This is a genomic window from Luteolibacter pohnpeiensis, from assembly GCF_016595435.1.
GTDB classification, from domain to species: Bacteria; Verrucomicrobiota; Verrucomicrobiia; order Verrucomicrobiales; family Akkermansiaceae; genus Luteolibacter; species Luteolibacter pohnpeiensis.
Map to the genome: position 1 here is coordinate 1 of NZ_JAENIJ010000133.1, position 1,060 is coordinate 1,060.

The window sequence follows — 1,060 nt, forward strand, 5'->3', positions numbered from 1 at the left end:
TCAGCGGCACCTCGGGTCGCCCCACCACCCCCATCACCAAAGTCGGGTCCACCCACCTTCGGCGTGCGCTTTTCATGCCCGCCATGACCGCTCGGAACAACAATCCCTTGCTCAAAACCTTCGCCGATCGGCTCCAGGAAAATGGTAAAAAGCCCAAGCAAATCATCATCGGCATCATGCGAAAACTGCTTCACCAAATTTACGGCATCCTCAAATCCGGCGAACCCTACAACCCCTAGAAAAGAAGCTTCCAAACCACCTGAAAAACACCCGGCCTCAGCCACTCAAAAGAATCCCAAAAAACTCAATTTACGGTTGATCTTTCAACGCAGCATCTTGTTCGCCTTTGGGTTTTGCACCGGGATACTTCGTATAGAACCGATCCAGCTCTGACTGAGGTATAGGAGTGACTTTCTCGAATATGGCCTTCAATTCGGCATTCGTGTCGAGCCAGCCGGAGCCTTGCGGATAGCTGAATGAAAAATTACCGCAAACCCAACAAAACGTTCCTTCGTGGAGCAGTTCCTCACCAGCATAGATTCTGACTCCGTGAATCGGGAAATGGCAAAACGCTCCGCCCGAATGCTCTGGTTCGGCGATCGCTGCACTCAATACATCGAGAAGCTTCCTTCGATCAACTTCGCCAATCTCTTTAGTGCTGAGAATCTTTGTTCGCTTCTCGTAGGGAGCGATTGAAATCGTCTCGCTGTCATCTCCACCACCAAATGCATCTTCATTGGAGATTCCGTCGAAGTCCACCAGGTAGACAACGACACGATCTGCCTTCTTAATCAATTCGGCTTTGCCAGCTCGATACTTGGCCTCGACCTTCTCGAGGCTGTCGTAAAACTCCGAATCGATCTCGTTCTGTGCGATACATGGGAGGCACGCAAAGAATCCTATTAAGAGTGAGAGGAAGAGTCTCATTTTTGTGGCGAACGTTTGAAGTGTGGCACGGCGGGGTTAAAGGCGTCCAGAGCGAAGCGAACTAAGGAGCTTGTCCGTCGTTGCCACCACTGACTTGTTCTGCCGATTTGGGAATCCGCGCATTCAATTGGAT

The 1,060-nt window shown here is 50.8% G+C and carries 2 protein-coding genes; one reads left to right on the plus strand and one right to left on the minus strand.

Annotation, left to right across the window (positions count from 1 at the left end; genetic code table 11):
• Positions 1–239: transposase (locus JIN85_RS20570; RefSeq protein WP_200274385.1), on the plus strand; the 239-nt coding region annotated here is incomplete at its 5' end.
• A gap of 70 nt (positions 240–309) precedes the next feature.
• On the opposite strand, the gene JIN85_RS20575 is transcribed toward JIN85_RS20570, so the two are convergent.
• Complete coding sequence (locus tag JIN85_RS20575) at positions 310–927, minus strand: hypothetical protein (RefSeq protein WP_200274387.1); 618 nt, start codon at positions 925–927, stop codon at positions 310–312.
• Between the last annotated feature and the right edge of the window lie 133 nt (positions 928–1,060).